The organism is Methylomonas sp. LW13 (genome assembly GCF_016865255.1).
Taxonomy (GTDB): Bacteria; Pseudomonadota; Gammaproteobacteria; order Methylococcales; family Methylomonadaceae; genus Methylomonas.
Genome location: NZ_CP033381.1, coordinates 2,750,872 through 2,770,306 on the forward strand (window position 1 = coordinate 2,750,872; position 19,435 = coordinate 2,770,306).

Annotated in this window: 22 protein-coding genes; 8 read left to right on the forward strand and 14 right to left on the reverse strand. The window is 50.3% G+C overall.

Features of this window, described 5'->3' with window-relative positions:
- Nucleotides 1-4: 4 nt before the first annotated feature.
- The 5 genes from JL719_RS12320 to smpB all read right to left on the reverse strand — a co-directional run bounded on the left by JL719_RS12320 (nucleotide 5) and on the right by smpB (nucleotide 3,657).
- Nucleotides 5-625 carry a phosphoribosylanthranilate isomerase gene (locus JL719_RS12320; RefSeq protein WP_033158657.1) on the reverse strand — a complete coding sequence of 207 codons (621 nt, stop codon included), beginning with the start codon at nucleotides 623-625 and terminating at the stop codon, nucleotides 5-7.
- Between the two features lie 119 nt (nucleotides 626-744).
- Entirely contained in the window at nucleotides 745-1,506 is a 762-nt protein-coding gene (locus tag JL719_RS12325) for a DUF2231 domain-containing protein (RefSeq protein WP_033158658.1), read from the reverse strand.
- Nucleotides 1,507-1,558: 52 nt separating this feature from the next.
- Nucleotides 1,559-2,584 carry an FAD:protein FMN transferase gene (locus JL719_RS12330; RefSeq protein ID WP_033158659.1) on the reverse strand — a complete coding sequence of 342 codons (1,026 nt, stop codon included), beginning with the start codon at nucleotides 2,582-2,584 and terminating at the stop codon, nucleotides 1,559-1,561.
- A gap of 15 nt (nucleotides 2,585-2,599) precedes the next feature.
- On the reverse strand, nucleotides 2,600-3,166 hold the full coding sequence (locus JL719_RS12335; protein WP_033158660.1) for a hydrolase: 567 nt from the start codon (nucleotides 3,164-3,166) through the stop codon (nucleotides 2,600-2,602).
- Between the two features lie 5 nt (nucleotides 3,167-3,171).
- On the reverse strand, nucleotides 3,172-3,657 hold the full coding sequence (gene smpB / locus JL719_RS12340) for an SsrA-binding protein SmpB (protein WP_020481594.1): 486 nt from the start codon (nucleotides 3,655-3,657) through the stop codon (nucleotides 3,172-3,174).
- 100 nt (nucleotides 3,658-3,757) lie between these two features.
- Here smpB and JL719_RS12345 point away from each other — a divergent pair, with 100 nt between their 5' ends.
- The 4 genes from JL719_RS12345 to JL719_RS12360 all read left to right on the forward strand — a co-directional run bounded on the left by JL719_RS12345 (nucleotide 3,758) and on the right by JL719_RS12360 (nucleotide 6,558).
- On the forward strand, nucleotides 3,758-5,116 hold the full coding sequence (locus JL719_RS12345) for a sodium-dependent transporter (RefSeq protein ID WP_033158661.1): 1,359 nt from the start codon (nucleotides 3,758-3,760) through the stop codon (nucleotides 5,114-5,116).
- Complete coding sequence (locus JL719_RS12350) at nucleotides 5,117-5,554, forward strand: type II toxin-antitoxin system RatA family toxin (protein ID WP_201798987.1); 438 nt, start codon at nucleotides 5,117-5,119, stop codon at nucleotides 5,552-5,554.
- A 4-nt stretch (nucleotides 5,555-5,558) separates the two neighbouring features.
- A complete protein-coding gene (locus tag JL719_RS12355) occupies nucleotides 5,559-5,825 on the forward strand; it encodes an RnfH family protein (protein ID WP_201799047.1) in 267 nt (88 codons plus the stop codon).
- Nucleotides 5,826-6,036: 211 nt separating this feature from the next.
- Nucleotides 6,037-6,558, forward strand: coding sequence for a hypothetical protein (locus tag JL719_RS12360; protein ID WP_033158663.1), 522 nt, complete (start codon nucleotides 6,037-6,039; stop codon nucleotides 6,556-6,558).
- A 146-nt stretch (nucleotides 6,559-6,704) separates the two neighbouring features.
- On the opposite strand, the gene JL719_RS12365 is transcribed toward JL719_RS12360, so the two are convergent.
- The 3 genes from JL719_RS12365 to JL719_RS12375 all read right to left on the reverse strand — a co-directional run bounded on the left by JL719_RS12365 (nucleotide 6,705) and on the right by JL719_RS12375 (nucleotide 10,141).
- A complete protein-coding gene (locus JL719_RS12365; RefSeq protein WP_033158664.1) occupies nucleotides 6,705-6,896 on the reverse strand; it encodes a hypothetical protein in 192 nt (63 codons plus the stop codon).
- A 178-nt stretch (nucleotides 6,897-7,074) separates the two neighbouring features.
- Nucleotides 7,075-8,781: an AAA family ATPase gene (locus JL719_RS12370; protein WP_033158665.1), complete on the reverse strand. Its 1,707-nt coding sequence runs from the start codon at nucleotides 8,779-8,781 to the stop codon at nucleotides 7,075-7,077.
- A gap of 4 nt (nucleotides 8,782-8,785) precedes the next feature.
- Complete coding sequence (locus JL719_RS12375) at nucleotides 8,786-10,141, reverse strand: (Fe-S)-binding protein (protein WP_033158666.1); 1,356 nt, start codon at nucleotides 10,139-10,141, stop codon at nucleotides 8,786-8,788.
- 279 nt (nucleotides 10,142-10,420) lie between these two features.
- Between JL719_RS12375 and JL719_RS12380 the strand changes: the two genes are divergently transcribed.
- The 3 genes from JL719_RS12380 (at nucleotide 10,421) to JL719_RS12390 (ending at nucleotide 12,301) form a co-directional block, all read left to right on the forward strand.
- Nucleotides 10,421-10,729, forward strand: coding sequence for a DUF6156 family protein (locus JL719_RS12380; protein WP_033158667.1), 309 nt, complete (start codon nucleotides 10,421-10,423; stop codon nucleotides 10,727-10,729).
- A gap of 116 nt (nucleotides 10,730-10,845) precedes the next feature.
- Entirely contained in the window at nucleotides 10,846-11,448 is a 603-nt protein-coding gene (locus JL719_RS12385; protein WP_033158668.1) for a GNAT family N-acetyltransferase, read from the forward strand.
- A complete protein-coding gene (locus JL719_RS12390) occupies nucleotides 11,441-12,301 on the forward strand; it encodes a carbon-nitrogen hydrolase family protein (RefSeq protein WP_033158669.1) in 861 nt (286 codons plus the stop codon). The genes JL719_RS12385 and JL719_RS12390 overlap by 8 nt, the downstream gene beginning before the upstream one ends.
- A 36-nt stretch (nucleotides 12,302-12,337) precedes the next feature.
- On the opposite strand, the gene JL719_RS12395 is transcribed toward JL719_RS12390, so the two are convergent.
- From JL719_RS12395 to JL719_RS12415, 5 genes are all read right to left on the reverse strand, one after another.
- Entirely contained in the window at nucleotides 12,338-13,189 is an 852-nt protein-coding gene (locus JL719_RS12395) for an SIR2 family NAD-dependent protein deacylase (protein ID WP_051670369.1), read from the reverse strand.
- Between the two features lie 209 nt (nucleotides 13,190-13,398).
- The gene (locus JL719_RS12400; protein WP_084153422.1) at nucleotides 13,399-13,551 is read right to left on the reverse strand and encodes a DnaA ATPase domain-containing protein; all 153 of its coding nucleotides are present in this window, start codon (nucleotides 13,549-13,551) and stop codon (nucleotides 13,399-13,401) included.
- 47 nt (nucleotides 13,552-13,598) lie between these two features.
- On the reverse strand, nucleotides 13,599-14,591 hold the full coding sequence (locus tag JL719_RS12405) for a helix-turn-helix transcriptional regulator (protein WP_033158670.1): 993 nt from the start codon (nucleotides 14,589-14,591) through the stop codon (nucleotides 13,599-13,601).
- Nucleotides 14,592-15,419 (reverse strand): Dag2 family anti-phage DNA glycosylase, encoded by an 828-nt coding sequence (gene dag2, locus JL719_RS12410; RefSeq protein ID WP_033158671.1) that lies wholly within the window; start codon nucleotides 15,417-15,419, stop codon nucleotides 14,592-14,594.
- Nucleotides 15,420-15,447: 28 nt separating this feature from the next.
- On the reverse strand, nucleotides 15,448-17,349 hold the full coding sequence (locus tag JL719_RS12415) for an AAA family ATPase (protein ID WP_051670371.1): 1,902 nt from the start codon (nucleotides 17,347-17,349) through the stop codon (nucleotides 15,448-15,450).
- Between the two features lie 643 nt (nucleotides 17,350-17,992).
- On the opposite strand from JL719_RS12415, the gene JL719_RS12420 reads away from it, so the two are divergent.
- Entirely contained in the window at nucleotides 17,993-18,592 is a 600-nt protein-coding gene (locus JL719_RS12420) for a hypothetical protein (protein WP_033158672.1), read from the forward strand.
- Nucleotides 18,593-18,638: 46 nt separating this feature from the next.
- Here the strand turns inward: JL719_RS12420 and JL719_RS12425 are convergent, their stop codons facing one another.
- Nucleotides 18,639-19,025, reverse strand: coding sequence for a hypothetical protein (locus JL719_RS12425; RefSeq protein ID WP_033158673.1), 387 nt, complete (start codon nucleotides 19,023-19,025; stop codon nucleotides 18,639-18,641).
- Nucleotides 19,026-19,435: the final 410 nt, after the last annotated feature.

Below are 19,435 nucleotides of genomic sequence, written 5' to 3' on the forward strand. Positions count from 1 at the left end.
GTTCTCAAGTCGCTTGATTAGTTATTCTTATGAAAGCAGCCATTTTCGCCGCATCCTTGATGCCTTTCCCGGCCTCAACACCGCTGCTGACATCCAGCGCATACGGTTTTACCGCTTTAATCGCTTCCCCGGCATTTTCCGGTATCAATCCACCCGCGAGAATGATCGGCAAACTGCGGGCCTTTGGAATCAAATCCCAGTCAAAACTGCTACCGCTGCCGCCCTGCACGCCCGGATGATAAGCATCCAACAGTAACCCGGCCGCATCGTGGTACTGCTGTTGCAATCCTACGACGTCGGTATCGGATTGCATGCGAATGGCTTTGATATACGACTTATCGTAAATCCGGCAATCCTCAGCAGGCTCGTCGCCATGAAATTGCAGGCAATCCACCCTTACTTTATTCAATACTTCGCGGATCAAAGCCGGCTCAGCATCGACGAACAAGGCTACCACGTTAACAAAAGCTGGCAACGCTCTACTGATGCTTGCGGCTTGTTCAATACTGACGTTTCTTGGACTAGGCGAATAAAACACCAACCCAATCGCGTCGACGCCCAAATTGGCCGCATAAAGCGCATCCTCCACCTGGGTAAAGCCGCAAATTTTAACGCGGGTACGCATCGAAAGCCTCATAAAAAATGGCGGCGTAGAATAACACAGGTATCCGATATGTCATGTCCGCGCCAATAAAAAAAGGCTGACCCTTGTCAGCCTTCGTCCGGTGGCTCCTCAGGTGGGCGTCAATGCGCATGATCATGGTCGTGATGATGACCGGCAGCGCCATGCGGCGTTTCATCCTGATGGCTATCTTCCGGATTCAAATCTTCAATTTCGGTTTCCTCAGACGTTGCAGGCACATTCAGCGGCGCAACGCCCTCGTGTTCATGGGCCAGTGCTGCCGCGCGATTGACCTGATCTGCCGCTTGCACGGACACACCATGCTTATAAACCATAAGCCCACCCAGATCGGCGGTAAAAGCCAGCAAAGCCGATAAAATCGCCGCCAGTAATAAAAACAGTGTGTTTGCCGGTCCGGCTATCAGCCCTTTACTCAGCAAGCGCCAAGCTGACAGCAGCGCGGCCAGACTCAATACCGAGATACCCAGATGTTCGTGATGCTCCATAATCTCGTGAACATCACCACCATGCGCCACACTCGCGGCAGCCACCAAACCCGCCGCCACGGTAAGCGCGGCAAACACAGTACCCAGATACAAAAATGCACCGGCAATCTGCCGCCATTCCGAGCGATTCGCCAAGCTGCCGATCAAATCCAATGTAAAGAACAAGGTCAGCAACGCAATCGGAAAATGCACCAACAAGGGATGAATATTTTCTAAAGCCGCAACGCCCGGTAACACACTATTAAAACTTTCCGACGGAGATTGGCGCACCAGCATTTCCAGGAAGGACAATAAGTTCTCCACCCCGCCGGCCACTCCGCCGCCGTTGTCGCCGCCACCATGCACGGCGAACGTCAAGTGATCGTTTAGACCCCACATAAAATCTCCCCCGATTTAGTTTTGCGCGGATACTACCACGATAGAACTAAGCCTAGTTAATCGTCACTTGGGTGGACATGGTCAAGGCTCTAGTTTTACTTTCCAAAAACTCGGTGCCTTGCTGCTGAATAAACATCACCTGCAATTTCTCGGCATCGGCAAGTTTCATCCCCTCTTCCTGCCCCAGGCATAACAAAGCGGTAGACCAGGCATCGGCGATAGTCGGACTTTCATTAAACACACTGACCGCCACTAAATCGTGGGTAACCGGCGCACCGTTGCGGGCATCAAGGATGTGGCTGTAACGTTTACCTTTGACATCGAAATAATGCCGATACGTGCCGGAAGTCATCACCGACATCGGGCTGTCTTTGGGCAAGGTCACGACCTTATGCATTTTTTGTTCGCCCGGCAGCGGTTTTTCTACCGCAATCCGCCAAGCCTTGCCGTCCGGTTTGCTACCCAGCGCTTTCAACTCGCCGCCTATTTCCACCAAGTAGTTTTGGATACCCATAGCCTGCAGCGCATTGCTGATTTTCTCTACGCTGTAACCCTGGGCTATCGACGACACATCGACACGCAAGCTCGGCAGTTTTTTTGATATATGGCTATCGTCCACCAACTGCAATTTGTCCATGCCGACATTCGCCAAAGCGGCCTGTAACGTTGCATCGTCGGGAATAGTCAAATCATCACCCATGAAGCCCCACAGCTCGAACAAAGGTTTGATCGTCAAATCGTAACACCCCTGGCTCAGGGCGCTGACGTTCTGCGCGATTTTAACCAAAGCCACGATTTCCTCGCCTACTGGCTGAGCTTCGGTCGAAACGTTGGCATTGAACTGCTCGATTAGCGAGTCAGGTCGGTAATTGGATAAGGTTTTATCCAAATCCAGGAAAACCTTTTCAACTTCAGCGGTGATTTGCGCCTCGTCCAGGGCTTGCGGCGCCCAATAGCTAATATGGTAAGTGGTCCCTTGCGCAAAACCGCTAAACGTATGCAGCGGCGGCAGCGGCTCCGCACAACCTTGTATCAGCAACAGTCCCAGTAAGACCGCGTTCCATCCCTTCCGTAGCATTGATCCCCCGTGGCACTAGCGCAAAAGCGCCGAAATAGTTTTGAAATGACTATGCCGAGCATCCCGCAACCATTCGAACAACACGGATTCGTGACAACTCAACGTAACACCTTGCTGCTGCATGCGCTGCAAGGCGTAATCTTTGTGCAGGACTTGGCGCGAGCAAACTACATCCGCCAACACATGCACTTGATAGTTTGCACTTAACAATTCAAGCGCGGTTTGCAACACGCACACATGCGCTTCCTGACCGATTATCACCACTTGCTGCCGACCGGTGTCAGCCAAGGCTTGCTTGAAACCGTCCGCAGCGCAACAAGAAAAACCGGTTTTATTGAAAATCCGGGCACTGCCGGGCAAACACTCACCAATATCTGCTTGAGTAGGCCCTAGCCCTTGCGGATACTGTTCTGTCAACAACACCGGCACATCCAGCAGTCCGGCCGCTCGCAATAAACGCTGGCCGTGTGTAAGCATCTGCTGCAAGTCTGTAACGGGCATCGCCGCCGACAAACGCTGTTGAATGTCCACCACCAGCAACACGCTGTTGTCTGCCTCCAGTAAATTAGGATGCGTCGCCATCGAGATTAGCCGTGTTTCATGATGCGGGCGCGGTCGCGTTGCCAATCTTTGTCTTTGGACGCCGCGCGTTTGTCGTGCAATTTTTTACCTTTCGCCAGACCGATTTTCAACTTGGCACGGCCCTTAATCCAATACATCGACAATGGAATCAAGGTGTAGCCCTTGCGCTCCACCGAGCCGATCAGCTTGTTCAATTCCCGCCGATGCAGCAATAATTTCTTCTTGCGCACGGCGTCGGGATTGACGTGCGTCGATGCCGACAATAAAGCCGACACATGCGCCCCGCTCAACCACGCCTCGCCGCGTCTGATCTCGACATAGCTCTCTTTCAACTGGATCCGTCCGTCGCGCAAGCTTTTCACTTCCCAGCCTTCCAACACCAAACCGGCTTCGAAAGTCTCGTCTATGGTGTACTCGTGGGAAGCCTGGCGATTAACCGCGATGGTGTTATCGGTGGCTTTGTTGTCCTTCTTGGATTTTTTGGCTGCCATTGCGTAGCGAAGATTTTTTAAACTGACTGAAAACGTGAATTTTGATATTTTACTCACACACCCGTTAAATAACGACATAAAAACACAAGGGCTCTCCAACATGACCGATAAAACCCCATCCATTCACGGCGAATGGTCCTCCCGTTTCGCCTTTATTCTGGCCGCCACCGGTTCGGCGGTTGGGTTGGGTAATATATGGAAATTTCCTTACATCACCGGCCAAAACGGTGGCGGCGCTTTTGTGATGGTCTATTTAATCTGCGTGGCAGCCATCGGCATACCCATCATGATCGCGGAAATCATGCTGGGCCGCCGCGGCCGGCAAAGCCCGATCAACACCATGCAAACCCTAGCTGCCGAAGCCAAAGTCGATCCGCGCTGGGGCTATTTGGGCTGGATGGGCATGATCGCCGGTTTTTTAATCCTGGCCTACTATAGCGTGATTGCCGGCTGGGCTATGGCTTACATCTTCAAAGCGTTTTTCGGTGGCTTTTTCGGTACCGACGGCGGCGAAGTTAAGGAGATATTCGACAATTTGATGGCCAGCCCTATCCAGCAAATTTTCTGGCACACCGTGTTTATGTTCATCACCATGCAAGTCGTAATGCGCGGTGTAAAAGGCGGCCTGGAAAAAGCCGTACGGTTTTTGATGCCTGCCTTGTTCGTGATCCTGATCATTTTAGTGGCTTATGCGATGGCATCAGGCTATTACGCGCAAGGCATCCACTTTCTATTCAGCCCCGATTTCAGCAAAATCACCGCTGACGCGGTGCTTACCGCCATGGGCCACGCCTTCTTCACGCTGAGCTTGGGCATGGGTGCCATTATGGTGTACGGTTCTTACCTGCCCGGTCATGTGTCGATTGCCAAAACCACATTTTTCATCGCCGGCGCGGATACCGCCGTAGCCTTGCTGGCCGGCATCGCCATTTTTCCCTTGGTGTTTGCCAACCAACTGGAAGTTGCCACCGGACCGGGCTTGATCTTTCAAACGCTGCCGTTAGCCTTTGGTCACATGAGTGGCGGTTGGTTATTCGGCGTCCTGTTTTTTGTACTGCTGTTTTTCGCCGCCCTCACCTCGTCCATTTCCTTGATCGAACCGACCGTAGCCTGGCTGGTGGAAAACAAAAATATCGATAGGCAAAAAGCCTGTGTCTGGTCCGGCACTGCCTGCTGGGGCTTGGGCGTGGCCGTGGTTTTTTCGTTTAATATTTGGTCCAACTTTAAAATCTTCGATAAAAATCTGTTCGAACTGCTGGATTACCTGACCGCCAACCTGATGCTGCCCTTGGGCGGTTTGTGCATCGCCGTGTTTGCCAGCTGGATGATGAAACAAGCCCATGCCGAACAAGAATTGGAGTTGCCGGCGCAAGGCTTTCAAGCTTGGCACTTCCTGATTAAATACGTGGCACCAGCTGCCGTATTCATCGTCTTCTTACATGTACTCGGGGTGCTGTAAATGATCACGGTTGTACAAAAAAGCGCCTTGGTCAAATTCTCTGCCAAACAAATGTTTGACCTAGTGGATGACATCGAGTCGTATCCCAAATTCTTACCCTGGTGCTCCGGCAGCAAAATATTGAAGCGTGAAGGCAATATCGTCGAAGGCCAAATCGACATCGCCAAGGCCGGCTTTCATAAATCCTTCACTACACGTAACAAAATCGATCAAGGCGGCAGAATCCAAATCAGTTTGCTGGACGGGCCGTTTTCCTCGCTAGAGGGCTTTTGGAGTTTCATGCCGCTGCGCGAAGACGCCAGCAAAATCTCGCTGGACCTGGAGTTTGAAATCTCCGGGATGCTGGCCAATTTGGCCTTTGGTCCGGTGTTCAACCAAATCTGCAACACCATGGTCACCTCCTTCACCCAACGTGCCAAAGCCTTGTATGGCGGATGATTTGATAGCGGTGGAAGTGGCTTATGCCACGCCGGAGCGACAACTGCTTATTCCCATTAGCCTGGCGGCGAATTCCACCGTCGAACTAGCCATAGAAGCTTCCGGCATCTTGCGGGAGTTTCCGGAAATTGATTTAAGTCAGCAGAAGGTCGGGATTTTTGGGGTGGTTTGTAATTTGGACAAAAATCTCAGCGCCGAAGATCGTGTCGAGATTTATCGACCTTTAAAGCAGAATCCGATGGATGCGCGGCGGGGGCGGTTGCAGAAGTAGTTTGGGTAATCTGTTGATGGTTAACCAATTTGATTTAGGCCATATCAAATAAAGCGATACAGTTGAAATGAAAAGATATTTCTGTTTTTCAAAAACTTGGACATCGTTTTGACGCAATGTTTTTCGTCATTTTTAAACCTACTGGTAGTCGGGCATCGCGAACTTAAAACTCAAAGAAATCCGAATTGCGGCATCTAAAAGGAAAATTTACATGACCACTTCAATGCTTACGGGAACTCTTGGAGTGCTAGGCTTCATTATTTCTTGCGTCAACCTGTGGCGATCAATTCAAAGCACAAGGCAAGCTCAAGTCTTAGCGCTCGCTCAAAAGAAGCATGAAGCCCTCTCCTTAGTCATGGAGGGCGAAATCGGTAACATGGCAGCCCGACGTCAGCTGCGTACTGTACGGTATGAAGCACTAAATGCGGATGCCGAAGATATCGCCCAGCAAGTCTCGGAGTTTATCGATGGTCATGATCGAGCTCTATCAAACCTCAGCCGTCTCCGGGAAGGGCTTTCCGCTATAGTGCCCGGTGCAGCGCGACACAAAGATCTCATTAAGATGATCGATGTCATAATTCCCCAGATAAAGCAAGTCACTGAAGCAAAATGGATTGCAGAAGGGGTTGGTGAATACGTCGATGAGGTGAAGGAAAACCTCTCATTGAGAAAACGAGTGCAGCAATTACAGCAGAGAGGAGAACAGCCAAATCCCGATGGGAGCGATGTCTAAACGCTCTCCTGTCGTCGACTCCCTCCTAGAGCAGCCGATAGACTGGGATAAACAACGTGAATCCCAGCATAAAAGCCGTAAAGCCGGGCATCGCTACCCATTAGTTTTCCTAAACTTCAAGCAATTGGCAAATATGCCAACCGGAATTAATGCCGATCAATTTCCTTCGCTTGTGCCCCGCTATCAATGGCTTTATCAATCAACATCACGCTACCACGCATCAATGCGGCAAAGAGCAATATGGAAAAGACCAATCCCATCGGTAATATGCCGAGCAAACCGGCAATGACAACGATCAGCATAGCTATGCCGGTATTTCCTATCTTAGCGATCTTCATTTTGCCTCCCGGACCGTTTATCGGTCGAAACGAAATCTCGCATTCACTATATCGGCTTATTTAAATTCAACAATACACGCAAGCGGTAATTTATTGTTTTACTTAATAAAACAGTAACAATATTAAGTGTATTTGTAATTCACCCCTATTCGAGGAAAACAGACACCCGCTTTTCAAACTAGGCGGCTTCGTCCAGCAACTCCAGGCCTCTAAACACCGAACAACGCTTGAACACCTCCAACTCCGGCGCCAGTTGTTTTTGCTGGCAGAATTTAGCGACCAGTTTGGTCAAGCCCTTGATGTCGCGCCCCGTAGCCCCAGGAAAGATGGCCGCCAGTTCGTCGATCAATTCTTCCCTGACCGGCAAGCTAAATTGCTCGGTCATGACCCGCCAGATTTTGCATCTGTCCGCATGATCCGGGGCGTGGTAGCGCAGCATGGCGATACAACGGGAAATGATGGCTTCGTCGATGTCGTCCACCCGATTGGTGGTCAGGAATAACAAGCCGTTAAAATATTCCAGCACCCGCAAGAACACACCGACCACGGCATTGGAGGCCAGGTTGTCGGCGCGGCTTTTGATGTAAACGTCGGCTTCGTCGATCAGCATCACCGCCCCCCAGCGCTGGGCGCGGATCAAAGTGTCCTTCAAGGTTTTTTCCATCTCCGCGACGTTTAAACCCAACTGCCCGGAATGCACCCGATACAAAGGCCGCTTGATGATTTCCGAATAGACTTCGGCGGTCAATGTCTTGCCCACGCCGGCCGGTCCGGCGCAAAGCACCGTGGTACCGCCGGATTTGCCGGCGACGATGTCGTCCATCAACATGTCCATTTCCGCCGTCAGGATATCGATCAGATCGGTTTGTTCGGGCGGCAGGATCAGCTTTTGTTTCAACTCCGGCTGATACACATAAGGCTGGGTATCATCGACATGCACCCAGACATGGTGATGCAATTCCAGATGAAACATAAGGATATAGCCATGCACCGGCATTTCTGTAAACATGCCCTTGGGTACCTCGGCTTTGGCGGCTTCCATGGCGCTTTCGGTTTTGCTGTCGTAGCGCATGCTTTTGCCGGCTTTGCGCAGATAAGTGCCAAGAATGTCGCCGGATGCGTCCAGGCTCAAAGCCCGTTCGCTGAGGATATTCTCGTCGTTGACCAAACGGCAGATCCCGCCGCCGGAGGACATGACTACCGTATTCTTGCGCGTCCAGTCGCTGCTGCGATGGCTGGCGGTTGGATCCTCGGCATATTCGCCGGTACCCCACCCGGAAAACTGTTCGCCATAGCGCGCCCGCCAGTCAAAATACCGCGCGGTAGCCTCATCGTAACTGGCGATTAATTCCGGGGTTTCTTTTAAATAACCTTTGGTGGCAAAAATCTCCGGGATGGTTTTGTTCGCCAGATCTTTGCTACGAATGATGAGGCTCTCAACCATGATTTTACCCTTGGTGTTGGCTTTTAATTCGATCAAGATCCGCCCGGCTTCTTCCTCCCCTGGTGGCGTGTAATCCAGGCGGGTGATCAGATAAGCCAAGGTTCTGCCGGAAGGCTGCACATGAAATAGCCAACCACGCAGCCCACCCTCCAATAAATAATTGGCAATAGCCGGCAACAACATTTCCAGTTGATCGACGTTGTAGCGATGGCTGTTGTCGGCCAGCGCCGCTTGCAAAGCTATCAATAGCGCCGCTTGCTGTTGTAAGGCTTCGCCTTGTTGCAAGTAGATGCCAGCCAGACTGGCTAATTCTGCCTCACTGAGTAAATCGTAAGGCACTTGCGCCTTGGTGCCAAAACGCAATTGCTCATTGATGCTTTGCAAGCGGGGGTGATCGTTAAGCAGTTGTTCGAGATGACGTTTGTCGATAGTTAGTTTCATAGCATCAATCCTGTGACGGTAAGGCTAAACAAAGTACTTCGGCTAAATGCAGCGGCTTGGCGAAACCGCCATTGCCGATCTGCTGCCGACAAGAGAAACCATTGCTGACCAGCAGTGCGTCAGGTTCGGCACGCAGTGCTGGAAATAAGGCCAACTCGGCCATGGCTTGGGCTTGGTCGTAATGCTCGGCTTCGACACCAAAATTGCCGGCCATGCCGCAGCAGGACGATTCGATCAGTTCGAATTTCAGATCGGGGAGTTGTTTCAGCAGTTTGCGCACCGACTTGATCGCACCAACGGCTTTTTGATGGCAGTGGCCGTGCAACAGCAAACTGTTAACGCCGGGGATGGCTTGAAACTCGATAGGCCAGCGTTTGCCGGCTTGTTCGCGGACGATAAACTCTTCCAGTAACAACACCTTTTCCGCCAGTTTTTGCGCCGGTTCGCCTAAACCCAGCTTTAGATATTCGTCGCGTAAACTCAGAATGCAGGATGGCTCCAGACCAATGATCGTGCGCCCCGCAGCGACATGCTCGGCGAGAGCCCCCAGCATGCGCTGCGCTTCGATGTGGGCCTTATCGATCAGACCATTGGAAAAATAAGTGCGGCCACAGCACAAGGGCCGATCCGCTTCATCGCCAGCCAAGGGTGTAGCGATATGCACATGATAACCGGCGGTATTCAGCAGCTTTTTAGCGGCTTCGGCGGCGGCCGGATTGAAGTAATAATTGAAGGTATCGACCAGCAGCACAACCTGTTTCTCGACTAACTCCGGATGCAAACTTAATTCGGATTGGGCCGGCACCTGAAACGCTTGCGCGGCAGGTTCCGGCAAGCGGACTTTGGCGCTGATGCCCAGCCAGGCTTCGCCTAAACGCGCCAGCAGCGGCATGCGATTGCGCCACTGGATTAAGGGTCGGAGCGCGCGCCAACGCAGTATTTTCGGTAACTCCGCCCACAGGCGCCGCCGCAGCGTCAAGCCATTGCGCTGCACTTGCTGCGCCAGAAACTCGGCCTTGATCAAGGCCATATCCACTTCGTTCTCACACTCGCGCTTACAACCCTTGCAACTGATACACAAGGCCATGGTTTCGGCCAGTTCCGGATTGAAAAAAGCCGCATCATTATCGGCGTTCAAAGCTGCCTTCAACGCCCTTACTCGTCCGCCCGGCGATAAACCAGCATTTTGCGTAACCCTATAGCTAGGGCACATCACCCCTTTAGCATCCCGTTCGCATTGCTTGCTGCCGATACACACCGCCACGGCCTTGGCGAAATCGGCGCCATGCTTGGGAATATCAGCATAGGCGTCGCCCATCCCGGCATTTTCATAAGACGACCAATCCAGAAACAGTTTCATAGGCACCAGGCTGATTAAAAACCTGGGTCAAGCAAAAACGAAGCCAGACTGTGCTTGACTGATGCGCTATGCGTATCGGCCCTGTCATTGGCGCAGTTGTGACATTTCCAAGCCTCCGTTACTTAACCCGCCATGTAGCAAATCCGACAATCAAGACCCGTAGCGGACGATTTACCACAGCGTTATCCGCTTAGACCGGCAAGAAACCCAGACAATTCGGCTCGCTTATTCCGACACAAATATTGCGGAAATTAGTTTCTTTGACTTGGGAAAATTGAAGTGGAATTAGAAAACTGCGATACCCGCTATTTCATTAGCTATAGCGGCGTAAAACTACCCTTGAAACTGGTCAACGAACTGGCAGACGAAAGCCATCTGGAAAACCGCAACACCTACTTCCGCGGCTGCTACGCTGCCGATGAACGTCTGATGCTGCTGGAAAAACTGGTCTATGGCGAAGTGGAATTACGCCATGTCTACACCTATCATGCTAACGGGGTTCTAGCCGAGGCGGAAATAACGGATGCGGATGGCGAGATCGACCTGTTACGCTTTGACGAAACGGGAGCTGCATTGAAATTTGATTAGCTGGCTGGTTCATAAACCTTTGCCATAGGCAATTCGCTACCGCCTACAATACAATATGTCTTTCGCGCCTTAAGCTTGGCGACCGACATTTTGTTTTCATTCAACCGCAAACCAGCATGAGCAAAGACATCCGCATCCAGCGCCTCAGCGGCGACGCCTTGATTCAATACATTCCGGAACTGGCGCGACTGCGCATCGAGGTGTTCCGGGATTTTCCGTATTTGTATGACGGCGATTACGAGTACGAGAAGAAATACCTGCAAACTTATATAAATTGCCCGGAAAGCGTCATCGTGCTGGCGTTCGATGGCGACGCCATCATCGGCGCGTCGACGGCGATCCCGTTGAAATATGAAACCGACGAGGTCAAAAAGCCGTTCATCGAACATTGCTACGATCCGAATCAAGTGTTTTATTGTGGTGAATCGGTGTTGAACAAGGCCTACCGTGGGCTCGGCATTGGCGTGAAGTTTTTCGAACAACGCGAAGCCCATGCCGAAGATTTGGGCGGTTTCAGACACATCACCTTTTGCTGCGTCGAGCGCCCGCTTGACCACCCGCGCCGGCCAGCCGATTACGTGCCACTGGATGCGTTCTGGAACAAGCGCGGCTACTTCAAACATCCCGAGTTGAAAACCACCTACACCTGGAAGGATCTCGACGACGTCGCCGAAACCGCCAAACCGATGACTTTTTGGTTGAGGGAAGACCGTGCCTAAAATTGCCAGCGCCCAATACGACATCAGCTTCCTGGAAACCTGGGAAAACTTTGAAATCAAGGCCCGCCGTTGGGTCAAAGAAGCCGCCGATAACAAAGCCGACATTCTTTTGTTCCCGGAATATGCCTGCATGGAACTGGCATCGCTGTTTCCCAAGGAAGTGTATTCCTCGTTGAACGGCCAGTTAGATGCTTTGCAAACCTTGCTGCCCGGCTATCTGGACCTATTTAAAGCGCTGGCCGCCGAATACCGAGTCTACATTCAAGCAGGGACTTACCCGGTCAAACACGCCAACGGCGAATTTCGCAATCACGCCTATTTCTTCACCCCGCAAGGCAACTTGGATTATCAAGAAAAGCTGACCATGACGCGCTTCGAGAACGAGCAATGGCATATTTCCCGTGGCTTGGACATCAAGTTATTTGATACCGTATTCGGCAAAGTCGCCATCAATATCTGCTACGACAGCGAATTTCCGCATTACGCCCGCCAACAAGCGGAACGCGGCGCCACCTTGATTCTGGTGCCTAGCTGCACCGATACCGAGGCCGGTTATTACCGGGTGCGCATCGGTTGCCAGGCCCGCGCCTTGGAAAATCAATGCTATGTCGTACAAGCCTCCTTGGTTGGCAACGCCGATTGGTCGGAAGCGGTGGACGTCAACTGCGGCGCGGCGGCAATCTACACGCCGGTGGATCGTGGTTTTCCGAACAACGGGATTTTAGCGATTGGTGAATACAACCAGGCGCAATGGGTGTATGCCGACCTGGATTTAGCGGCGGTGGATACTGTGCGCCAAGAAGGTCAGGTGTTCAATTATCGGGATTGGCCTAAGCAGTTCGATTGCCAATAATCGTTTCTTGGCAGTCAAACTCTTGGCTTACCTGTCTTACAGTTCTAGGTCTTGCGGTCCGTGCCCAGCGGAGAGAATCCGCTCGATAGCAGTCAGCGCCGCCAATGCCGACATGGCAAGCGAAATACTGCCTTTGGGGGCCTTCGATTCGCTCGGGTTGATACGAAGCAATGTACCGGGAAAATTTTCTCCGACCCAGCGAATTGGGCCTATTGCCGAGCCGACACCCAACTCAATGATCACAACTTGTTGATGCACGGCCCGTAAGCGCCAATCCAAGTATCGCTTTTGTTGTTGCCGGGCACGATGCTCTAACCAAAAGGCATCGTCAAACATCAAAATATTGGGACGGGCAAATCCGCCGCAATCGGGGCAAAAAGGCAAGGAGCCCTGGGCTATCATACTGTGGCTGTCCACCGTTAGCTGGAGTGTTTTAATAGGCCAAATCCTTTGGTTACAAGGCATGCAACATTGCAAGTAATGGATTGAACCGTGACATTCGTAAATGCTCTCTTCGGCAAACCCCGCCTTTTGAAAATGTCCGTCCACATTGCTGGTGTACACAAACCCCGGATTGGGCTTGCTGTCTAACCAGCTTTTCAACAGTTTAAAACCGGCATGCGGCTGCGTATTTCCATACGAATGGTAGCGAGAACCGTAAAAGCCCCAGGCGCGTCTCGGTTCGTTAAAAAACCATTGCGGATTCGCTAGATCCTGAAACGTCAACCCTTCGGCGGCATAGCTTGGATGTGCGCGCCAGAAGCCTTGCTTGCCGCGAAAATCCGGTAAGCCAGAATCGACACCCATGCCGGCACCGGCGGTAATCAACAGAGTGTCCGCATCGGCAATGGCTTGGGCGGCACGCAAAATCGCGTTTTGTTGGTTCACGCAGCATTTCCCGCTTGCTGTGGCCTCTTGCGGCGCAAGTAACGATTATCTGACATCTTATTAGCTCCAGTGATTGCAAATAGACAATCTACGGGAACCATGCGACAAAACCGGTCGTTTAATCTCGGCGTTTTCGCATTGCGCGCCTTAGTTTAAAAACAACAAAGCTTCCACTTGCGCAAGCGTCACTTTTTCTCCAAACATATTGGTTAGGCTTGCGACTTATGCAATGTAATCTCCAACTCCCTGACATCCGAGCAAATCCGCCTAGCGATAAAGCACGCGATGTCCATGTCCAACTCGAAACCGGCGTTCATAGCCTTACCGCGCAGCATTTCAATTCGAGCACCATAGTCTGGCATGACGATTTCCACGGATAGGCTATCGAGAGGTTGTTCATACTGGAAGCCTACATACCGTATATTTTGCCCAGCAATCGAACGGTTTCGGCAAACATTTGCCTTAGCGAATCTGGCTCCAGCACCTCAATATCCGCACCGAATCCTCGCAACCACCACCGCAGTTGCAAGGTGTCTTTTACCGAAGCCTGCAACCGGAAATAACCGTCCTGGAGCGCCGTAATCTGCTGATCAGGGCTCAGCGGGGTTTCCGACAAGTGCTTACGCACCCAGGGAGAAATTTTCACTACCAGCTGAATGTCGGCGTCAGGCGCAGTTGGGTAGTCGAACTCGCCTGAGGCTATGTAAACATCCGGATCGTAATCCACGGGTACGGTAACCGCCTTATCCAGCAATATAGCCTGTTCGAAACGATGCAACGCCAATTGTTTTACATCCTGATAATCCCACAACGTCGCCAGCAGGTAAGCCACATTGCCCCGGAACATCAAGCCCAAGGGGTTGACTTCGTACTGTTTGGCGGCTTCGTCCCGCCGCAGATAGCCTGCTGAAAAACGCCGGTTTTTCAACAGCGCTTCGTACACTACCTTCAATACCTCGACGTCGATTTGCGGTGGCAACAAGGTTTGATTGGCGGGAATCGTTCTAACTTTATCCGGCCAATGGGCCAAGGGAGAATGTTTCAGCGTACCATCGGCCAACGCGAAATAATCGGCCAAATGCGCTCTGACGGATAACGGCAACAACGGAATCAAAAACTGCTCAACTAGCTTGAATGTCAGCGCCTCATCCGCCGACATCAACGGAAATTGCATACGCGCGGATTGCTTCGGCCAGAACCAGCATAAGGGCTTGGTTTCATCCGAACTGGTGAAGGGAAACAAGCCTGATGAAGACAGCTTATTTAAATCCCGCTGCACCGTCCTGATGTCCACCTCGTAACCTAAGTCTTGCAGTTTTTTCAGCAAATCCGGAGTGGTAATGGACTCCGGTTCTTTGGGGATGAATCTGAGCATTTCGAAGTAGCGGAGGATGGTGTCCATTTAGTTATTAAATGAACTATTGAACTCATCTATAAAATCATTCTTTGATCTACCTATGTTATCGAGATTCGGGTGCTTATAAAGGACGCCACTTCCTATCAACCAAAATACCTTATCAACGTCAAAAGCGGTTACTTTTGCGGCTTTACTTATTTGAAATATAACCTTTTGAACTTGGTAATTACTTGGATTCTCCTCACATAGACCGATACCAACGAATATGTCTTTAATGTGTACATCAGGTTTGCCATAATCAACAAATCCTAAATCTTTCAAAAAATCACAAGCAAGCGGATAGCCAAGGCCATATATCTCTTCAGCAATTATCATCGGTAATGCTGACATTGACCTTTCATCTTGATAAAAATGATTAGCCCAATCATAAAACTCTTCACCATCTTTAAACTGGTTTAAAAAAGCAGCAGCCGAAAGTATTGTTTTGCAATATTTTGGCCAAATGCTTTTCGAATCATTTCTAATTTGTCCAGAAGGTTGAAGAACAACAATAATATGATCTAAAAGGCCTTCAGGGTTATTGAAAAATTCCGCTTCGACTTTACGTGGATTAAATGAAAAAAGAGCTTTTCCCAGATTGTCTATCCCATCTATCGATCCACCGACAACATTTTTCTTCATATTTGCATTTTGGGCTGATCTTAATAAACTTCTGAAAAGAACTTTTATATTGACAGACTCATCGCTTTTATCAGGCATATTAAGATAACTTTCAACAATATCTTTTGCCTTGGGATATGGTATCTGTTTAATTAAAAACTTTTTTGCGAACGAATAAGTTTTTCGCAATGATAATTGAGCGTTATTTTCCATAAATTTCTCCTTTGAAAAGCTTTTATTCTTATTGCACAAACCCAATCTGCGTAAACGTCTCCCCCTTCGCCTTGCACTCATGCTCCAGCACTTGAATCATTCTTTCCGGCTGTGGAATTACCCCTAACACCGCGACTTGCCGACTGACCACGGCAAAATCACCCGGTGTAAGCTTGGAAAGCCGCTGGACTTGCTGTTTGAGTATAGCCACGTTTTCCGGGTTGGACGGTAATTGTCCGCCAAGTCGTTGACATTCTTGCCGAAACAACGACCAACGCTGATCGAGAGTGAGGTAATCGAATTTCACCTTAAAATCGAAGCGGCGTAAGGATGCCGCATCCAGTTTATCCATCAGGTTAGTGGTACAAATGAAAATACCAGAGAAGGTTTCCATCTGGGTGAGCATTTCGTTAACCTGGGTAATTTCCCAGCTTCTTTGGGCATAGCTGCGGTCGCTTAACAAACTATCGGCTTCGTCCAATAACAGGATACCTCCCTGGGCTTCGGCTTCCTCAAACATCTTGGCAATGTTTTTCTCGCTTTCGCCGACATATTTATCGAGCAGGTCGGAAGCGCGTTTAATATGCAATGGCAGCCCGGTTATGTCCGCGATATGCAGTGCCAATGCGGTTTTGCCCGTACCCGGCGCACCGTAAAAACAGAAGTTGCCGCGCGCATTGCGTTTAAGCCCGGCGATTAAGGCATCCAAATCCAGGTCGGTATTGGTAAATGTCCTGTCAAACTGCGTCCAAACTGTCGCTGATTGAGAGCTGTACTTTTGCTTGAGCAAGCGCATACTCGCTTTCAACACTCGCTCAGCAATCTGCTCGGTCTGATCCGGCGCATGCTTTTGGGTGTTCCGCGCCACCCGCGTTGCCTTTTCGATTTGAGCGGGAGTCAGTTGGTCGAAATTAACCAGATTATCCCGCCACTGCGCACTGACCTTTAAGCCTTTGCTGTATTTGTTGACGATACGACGACGGATGTTGGTGGGCATTTTGTCGATTTCCACCGAATAGCTAAAGCGGCGCAAATAGGCTTTGTCCATTGTTGCAACACGGTTGGAAATCCAGATGACCGGTACAGGGTTGGTTTCAAGTTGCTTGTTGATCCAGGCTTTGTCGCCATGACCGTTAGTTTGCCCGTCGTCTGCATCATCGAAAAAGACGCTATGCCTGCCGGGGAAGACATCTTCGGCTTCATCAAACAATAGCAAGCCGGGCTTACGGCTTTTGCTCAATAACTTTTGACTGACATTGCACGCCGTAAAGCGGGCATTGCCGCGCAAGGCGTTACCTTCCTGGTCAGCACACAGGACTTCATACAACGGTGTGTCCAATGTTTGCGCCAACAGCTTGGCAAGCTCGGTTTTGCCGACGCCGGGCGGGCCGTAGATGAGGATGTTGACTCCTACTTGCTTTTCTTGGAGTGCCGTTGTCAGGTAAGGCAGCAGCACATCAATGTCGTGCTGCAAATGAGCATAATCGTCCATCTCCAGTTGGGTTCGATTGACCAATTGATAAAAGTTGGCAAACAATTCATCCCTACTGGCATGGTCGCGGAGCAAGATGTCCAACAAGCCATCGGCCGGGATCAATTTGTCTTCCAGGTCATTAAGTCCCGGCTGAATAGTGAGCCAACCCATTTGCAATAATGGACTAGCAGGCTGCAAGGCCTTGCGGATTTCCCCGGCGGAACGTACCGTCATTACGCTAAGATACTCCACCATGGACTGCAAGGTGCAACCTACGCAAAGATCAGTGACCTTATCCCGGAAAGGTTCTATCAAGGGCATCAAAAGACGCAGGATTAGTATTTCCTGCTCCGCGTTATTTAATTTTAAAGTCTGGCCGATCAGCTTGATGTTCGCGAATAATGGCATATTGGCATCAATACCCTCTGCCAATAAATAGTCCAGATGGCGGCGCATGCGCTTTCGTAACCCCGCTGTAGAACTATGTGCTAGGGTATTCTTTTTATCGCCTTCATTGTCTTCAAAATCACCTTCACTTATTTGACATTCAGATAACTCTATAAGACTGAGTATGTCGTTCATAATAAAACGCAATGAACGGATTTGTTTCAGGCTTCCCGACATATTTAATACAAGCCGCAATAGGTAGATTGCCGCCAAACGTTGATAAGCATCGAATTGTTGGCGTTTAGCACTGCGCCTGCGAGTGCTGCGTGTAGGGCGCATAAATGTAGGGAAAGAATTTTTAATCATGACTGACTCCAAAGCGACAACATTTTGATTGGAGCTAGAATAGGGGCATAAGCGACAAATACGGTCGCTATGGTGACGAATCTTCCTCAAAAAGCACACCACGAACGGAATCAATAAACCTGCGGGCACTGAGCCTGTCGAAGAACTTAATCGCGCTTCATCAACATGTCTCAGCCCAATCTAAAATCGTTTAAAACTGAAGCCACTTGCTTTAACAACGCTTACCTCCTTGGTTTTTGCGCCAATTCTCCTAAACTTGCGCAGTGCCGAAAAATCTGTGCCCGCAATAGCCAAAGCCCGGTTATTATTGGCCGTTGTCCCTTTACACGCCCCGGTGGAGATATGCATGCTTGACTCAATCGCTCTTGATATTCAGGCTCTGGTCAATCTGCTCAGCAGGTTAAGACCGGAATTGCTGGATCAAATTTGCGCGAAGCATCCCGGTTACACCGAAACCCTCAGGCCCGGAAAATTAATCGGGCAAGACAATTCGTCGCAATCCCAGTTACTGGTCGATTTAGCCATGAGCACCAAAGGCCTGGTCAGACAGGAGTGTTTGAGTATTTATAATTTGCTGAGCACACGTTTGCGAGGCTCGGTGCGCTTGCGTTTGATCGGCAGCACCATCGCCACCCTGTCGGCGGGCGCATTGATAGCGGCATTAACCCAGGGTGTGCCAAAATTGGTATTGGCTTTTGCAGTATTGACGGTGTTTGCGGCAGCATTCATGCTGGTGGGTGAGTGCCTGGAGGGTTATTTCGGCCGGCAGCGCGGCTTGCGAGAAATGCAGGATAGGTTGCTGAAAAACCTGCTGGAAGTAGCCGATATTGAAGCCGAACTGCGTCTGATGGAATTTCGTGGCAATTTCGACGGCATCGAACCGCAAATCCGCAAATTAAATACCGTCGCGATTACCAGTCAGCAAATCCAACATTTGGTCGGCTAAGCGCATTTCCAGACTTGAATCTTGTCCGACCAACAGATACCTGATTTCAGTAACGAAACTTCAAGTCGCATGCCCCAACCAATCGACTGGACAGGGAATTGTCTTCACTGGCGAATTGGTTTACATCGACACCGCAACCCAAGTTTACTGGTCGGCTTTTGCGTTTTTCAGTCGGATTAATGTTTGCCGTGCTGCGCCCGGCATTACTCAACAAAAGATTCGAGCTATCAGTGGCATCGGCTGTCAGTGCTTGATCCGAAGGAGTCAGAATTAACGCGGAAGGCGTTTCAAAACTTACCGGCGGCGCATCTGCGAGGACATTTAGCGCACAAATAACCAGCCAGCCGCCAATGACGGCGGAAATGGGTTTGGACTGCTTCAGAAACGAAAAATCATGGGCTTTCATGATTTCCTCCTGTTCCAAAGTTGGCATTATGAGCTCGGCGAACAAATCCTCCTGTTACAGACGCTTGTCCAACCCGCTCGGTCTAAGCTATCTGCCGGTAGCGGCCAAAATTACCCTGACGATTAACAATCCGCTATGGCAAATGCGTTCCTATCTAAGCATCGATCGCTTAACACATTTTTAATTCCGTACTGCGAACCAGGCCGCAAAAGCATTCCTAGAAACAGGACTAATAATAGTCCGATACCCGTTGCGTGGCGAATTTTAAAACGCTTAGTTGCAAAATTTTTCTTATGATAGTCAATTAGTTGACGAACAAATCTCATAATTTTTCGAGCATAATTGATGCCAAACAACAAAGACACGCACCAAACCAGGCAAAGTCATGGCAAGCCGCGTTTGCTTCGCAGATCGAAACCGGGAAATATTTTCGACAC

What these genes read in the sequence shown, in the direction of transcription:
- JL719_RS12320 (WP_033158657.1), bottom strand. Translation starts at nt 625, where the DNA reads ATGCGTACCCGCGTTAAAATTTGCGGCTTTACCCAGGTGGAGGATGCG.
- JL719_RS12325 (WP_033158658.1), bottom strand. Translation starts at nt 1,506, where the DNA reads ATGTGGGGTCTAAACGATCACTTGACGTTCGCCGTGCATGGTGGCGGC.
- JL719_RS12330 (WP_033158659.1), bottom strand. Translation starts at nt 2,584, where the DNA reads ATGCTACGGAAGGGATGGAACGCGGTCTTACTGGGACTGTTGCTGATA.
- JL719_RS12335 (WP_033158660.1), bottom strand. Translation starts at nt 3,166, where the DNA reads ATGGCGACGCATCCTAATTTACTGGAGGCAGACAACAGCGTGTTGCTG.
- smpB (WP_020481594.1), bottom strand. Translation starts at nt 3,657, where the DNA reads ATGGCAGCCAAAAAATCCAAGAAGGACAACAAAGCCACCGATAACACC.
- JL719_RS12345 (WP_033158661.1), top strand. Translation starts at nt 3,758, where the DNA reads ATGACCGATAAAACCCCATCCATTCACGGCGAATGGTCCTCCCGTTTC.
- JL719_RS12350 (WP_201798987.1), top strand. Translation starts at nt 5,117, where the DNA reads ATGATCACGGTTGTACAAAAAAGCGCCTTGGTCAAATTCTCTGCCAAA.
- JL719_RS12360 (WP_033158663.1), top strand. Translation starts at nt 6,037, where the DNA reads ATGACCACTTCAATGCTTACGGGAACTCTTGGAGTGCTAGGCTTCATT.
- JL719_RS12365 (WP_033158664.1), bottom strand. Translation starts at nt 6,896, where the DNA reads ATGAAGATCGCTAAGATAGGAAATACCGGCATAGCTATGCTGATCGTT.
- JL719_RS12370 (WP_033158665.1), bottom strand. Translation starts at nt 8,781, where the DNA reads ATGAAACTAACTATCGACAAACGTCATCTCGAACAACTGCTTAACGAT.
- JL719_RS12375 (WP_033158666.1), bottom strand. Translation starts at nt 10,141, where the DNA reads ATGAAACTGTTTCTGGATTGGTCGTCTTATGAAAATGCCGGGATGGGC.
- JL719_RS12385 (WP_033158668.1), top strand. Translation starts at nt 10,846, where the DNA reads ATGAGCAAAGACATCCGCATCCAGCGCCTCAGCGGCGACGCCTTGATT.
- JL719_RS12400 (WP_084153422.1), bottom strand. Translation starts at nt 13,551, where the DNA reads ATGCCAGACTATGGTGCTCGAATTGAAATGCTGCGCGGTAAGGCTATG.
- JL719_RS12405 (WP_033158670.1), bottom strand. Translation starts at nt 14,591, where the DNA reads ATGGACACCATCCTCCGCTACTTCGAAATGCTCAGATTCATCCCCAAA.
- dag2 (WP_033158671.1), bottom strand. Translation starts at nt 15,419, where the DNA reads ATGGAAAATAACGCTCAATTATCATTGCGAAAAACTTATTCGTTCGCA.
- JL719_RS12415 (WP_051670371.1), bottom strand. Translation starts at nt 17,349, where the DNA reads ATGCGCCGCCATCTGGACTATTTATTGGCAGAGGGTATTGATGCCAAT.
- JL719_RS12420 (WP_033158672.1), top strand. Translation starts at nt 17,993, where the DNA reads ATGCTTGACTCAATCGCTCTTGATATTCAGGCTCTGGTCAATCTGCTC.
- JL719_RS12425 (WP_033158673.1), bottom strand. Translation starts at nt 19,025, where the DNA reads ATGCCAACTTTGGAACAGGAGGAAATCATGAAAGCCCATGATTTTTCG.